The 3,319-nt window shown below is 47.8% G+C and carries 1 protein-coding gene and 2 rRNA genes (1 of these 3 only partly in view); all 3 read left to right on the forward strand.

The features are described from left to right. A 23S ribosomal RNA gene (locus tag AKG33_RS07080) occupies positions 1 to 2,622 on the forward strand; it begins 227 nt to the left of the window's first position. A 77-nt stretch (positions 2,623 to 2,699) separates the two neighbouring features. Then, positions 2,700 to 2,815 (forward strand): 5S ribosomal RNA (rrf, locus tag AKG33_RS07085). A 98-nt stretch (positions 2,816 to 2,913) separates the two neighbouring features. Then, entirely contained in the window at positions 2,914 to 3,198 is a 285-nt protein-coding gene (locus AKG33_RS07090) for a ComEA family DNA-binding protein (protein ID WP_012031203.1), read from the forward strand. Positions 3,199 to 3,319 lie beyond the last annotated feature (121 nt).

The raw sequence follows: 3,319 nt of genomic DNA on the forward strand, positions 1-3,319 counted from the left end.
TCTGCAAGTAGCGGCGAGCGAACGCGGAGAAGCCATGAAGTTAATAGAGCCAGTAGAACTCGTTGGGAAACGAGACCGAAGAGGGTGAAAGTCCCGTATACGAAAGCGAAATTGATGAAATAGTAGGGCGGGACACGAGAAATCCTGTCTGAAGATGGGGGGACCATCCTCCAAGGCTAAATACTCGTTGTCGACCGATAGTGAACCAGTACCGTGAGGGAAAGGCGAAAAGAACCCTGGTGAAGGGAGTGAAATAGAACCTGAAACCGTATGCATACAAGCAGTCAGAGCTAGCGAAGGCTAGTGATGGCGTACCTTTTGTATAATGGGTCAGCGAGTTAGATATAGTGGCAAGGTTAAGCGAATAGTGAAGCCGAAGCGAAAGCGAGTCTGAAAAGGGCGCGAGTCGCTGTGTCTAGACCCGAAACCGGGCGATCTATCCATGAGCAGGTTGAAAGTTGAGTAACATCAACTGGAGGACCGAACCCACGTATGTTGAAAAATACGGGGATGACTTGTGGATAGGAGTGAAAGGCTAAACAAGCTCGGAGATAGCTGGTTCTCCCCGAAAACTATTGAGGTAGTGCCTTGTGAATTGACTTACGGGGGTAGAGCACTGTTTCGGCTAGGGGGTCATGCCGACCTACCAACCCGATGCAAACTACGAATACCGTAAAGTTGTATCACAGGAGACACACGGCGGGTGCTAACGTCCGTCGTGGAAAGGGAAACAACCCAGATCGCCAGCTAAGGTCCCGAAATGACAGTTAAGTGGGAAACGAAGTGGGAAGGCTAAAACAGCTAGGAGGTTGGCTTAGAAGCAGCCATCCTTTAAAGAAAGCGTAATAGCTCACTAGTCGAGTCGTCCTGCGCGGAAGATTTACCGGGGCTAAACTGTCTACCGAAGCTGCGAATTTACGTAAGTAAGTGGTAGGGGAGCGTTGTGTAAGCTGAAGAAGGTGTGTTGAGAAGCATGCTGGAGGTATCACAAGTGCGAATGCTGACATGAGTAACGATAATGCAGGTGAAAAACCTGCACACCGAAAACCCAAGGGTTCCTGCGCAACGTTAATCGGCGCAGGGTGAGTCGGATCCTAAGGCAAGGCAGAAATGCGTAGTCGATGGGAAGTAGGTTAATATTCCTACACCGAACAATATTGCGATGGGGGGACGGAGAAAGCTAGGTCATCACACTGTTGGAATAGTGTGTTTGCTGATTGAGGTAGGGTTCCTAGGAAAAACCGGGAGCTCAATACTGAAAGAAGTGACCAGTCTCTACGGAGATGAAGTGACTGATGCTCTGCTTCCAGGAAAAGCCTCTAAGCTTCAGATATTGTTTGCCCGTACCCTAAACCGACACAGGTGGGTGGGATGAGAATTCTAAGGTGCTTGAGAGAACTCGGGTAAAGGAACTCGGCAAAATGATACCGTAACTTCGGGAGAAGGTATGCCCTCGATGGTGAAAGCTGTTGAGGGTCGCAGAGAATAGACCGCTGCGACTGTTTATCAAAAACACAGCACTCTGCAAACACGTAAGTGGACGTATAGGGTGTGACGCCTGCCCGGTGCCGGAAGGTTAATTGATGGGGTGCAAGCTCCTGATCGAAGCCCCGGTAAACGGCGGCCGTAACTATAACGGTCCTAAGGTAGCGAAATTCCTTGTCGGGTAAGTTCCGACCTGCACGAATGGCGTAACGATGGCGGTGCTGTCTCTACCCGAGACTCAGTGAAGTTGAAATCGCTGTGAAGATGCAGTGTACCCGCGGCTAGACGGAAAGACCCCGTGAACCTTCACTACAGCTTGACACTGAACATTGAAATACGTTGTATAGGATAGGTGGGAGGCTATGAAACAGAGACGCTAGTTTCTGTGGAGCCGACCTTGAAATACCACCCTGCTTATTTTAATGTTCTAACGAGACCCTCTGAATCGAGGGTTCAGACAGTGTCTGGTGGGTAGTTTGACTGGGGCGGTCTCCTCCTAAAGAGTAACGGAGGAGTGCAAAGGTGGGCTCGGTACGGTCGGAAATCGTACCAAGAGTGCAAAGGCAGAAGCCCGCTTAACTGTGAGACAGACAAGTCGAACAGATACGAAAGTAGGTCTTAGTGATCCGGTGGTTCTGTATGGAAGGGCCATCGCTCAACGGATAAAAGGTACTCCGGGGATAACAGGCTGATTCCGCCCAAGAGTCCATATCGACGGCGGAGTTTGGCACCTCGATGTCGGCTCATCACATCCTGGGGCTGTAGCAGGTCCCAAGGGTATGGCTGTTCGCCATTTAAAGTGGTACGCGAGCTGGGTTCAGAACGTCGTGAGACAGTTCGGTCCCTATCTGCCGTGGGCGTTGGAGATTTGAAGGAAGCTGTTCTTAGTACGAGAGGACCGGGATGGACGAACCTCTGGTGTACCAGTTGTGATGCCAATTGCATTGCTGGGTAGCTATGTTCGGAAGGGATAACCGCTGAAAGCATCTAAGTGGGAAGCCCCTCCTAAGATAAGATCTCCCTAGAGCTTTAAGCTCTCTAAAGATCCGTTGTAGACGACGACGTTGATAGGCTCCATGTGGAAGCGTAGTAATATGCGTAGCTAAGGAGTACTAATTGATCGTGAGACTTGATCATACAACGCTCAAGTTATTTTTTAGCAAGATTTATTGTTGATGAGGTTGCATTGTAACCTAATTGAATAGACCGGTTTTCCTGATACCCATAGAGCTGTGGTACCACCTGAATCCATGCCGAACTCAGAAGTGAAACGCAGCATCGCCGATGGTAGTGTGAGGTCTCCTCATGTGAGAGTAGGACAGTATCAGGTTTTTTTAGCAAAGCCCCTGCAAACGCAGGGGCTTTTTTATTGCCTTTTTAGTTTTATTTGCTACGATGACTCCTCGATTGAATCAATAAGGAGTCATAATGCGTTTAAAAACCCTATTATTAACTTTATTATTTATCTTATCGCATGCTGTGCTCGCTAAAATTAACCTCAACACTGCAACCGTTGAGGAATTAGTACTATTAAAAGGTATTGGGACGGTTAAAGCTCAAGCCATCGTTGATTATCGTAAAGAACACGGCGACTTCACCAGCTTAGAACAATTGAGTTCCGTTAAAGGTATTGGAAAAGCTTTATTAGCAAAAATTACTCCACATCTAACGTTAGATGAACCCACCAATCTCTCCGATATCCCTGCTAAATAACACCACACAAATTAAAACCGCCCCATCGGGCGGTTCGTTCTTTATGCTTGTGTAACGGCGTGGTTACGTAGTATAAAATATCGGTTTTAATAAAAAGCGATTTTTTTAATGAATACAAAAA

Source organism: Dichelobacter nodosus, from assembly GCF_001263335.1.
Lineage (GTDB): Bacteria > Pseudomonadota > Gammaproteobacteria > Cardiobacteriales > Cardiobacteriaceae > Dichelobacter > Dichelobacter nodosus.